This is a genomic window from Rhizobium sp. RHZ02 (genome assembly GCF_014851575.1).
GTDB lineage: Bacteria > Pseudomonadota > Alphaproteobacteria > Rhizobiales > Rhizobiaceae > Rhizobium > Rhizobium altiplani.
Window position 1 is genome coordinate 1 of the sequence record NZ_JACUZX010000141.1, and the last position, 207, is coordinate 207.

Consider the following 207-nt stretch of genomic DNA (forward strand, 5'->3'; position numbering starts at 1 on the left):
CCATGGATCGTCAACGCACCAATGAATGCCGAGATATTCGAGACCTGGATCGAAACGCAACTCGTCCCAACTCTATCCAAGGGCGACGTCGTGATTGCCGACAATGTTCGCTTCCACAAAAGCGAAAAGGCCGAAAATCTCATCAGACAAAAAGGTGCCTGGCTGCTCTTTCTACCTGCGTACTCGCCCGATCTGAATCCGATCGAA

1 protein-coding gene is annotated in these 207 nt (G+C 51.2%); it reads left to right on the forward strand.

Features of this window, described 5'->3' with window-relative positions:
* The coding region (locus tag IB244_RS31870; RefSeq protein ID WP_192307038.1) for a transposase at positions 1-207 on the forward strand (207 nt) is incomplete at both ends.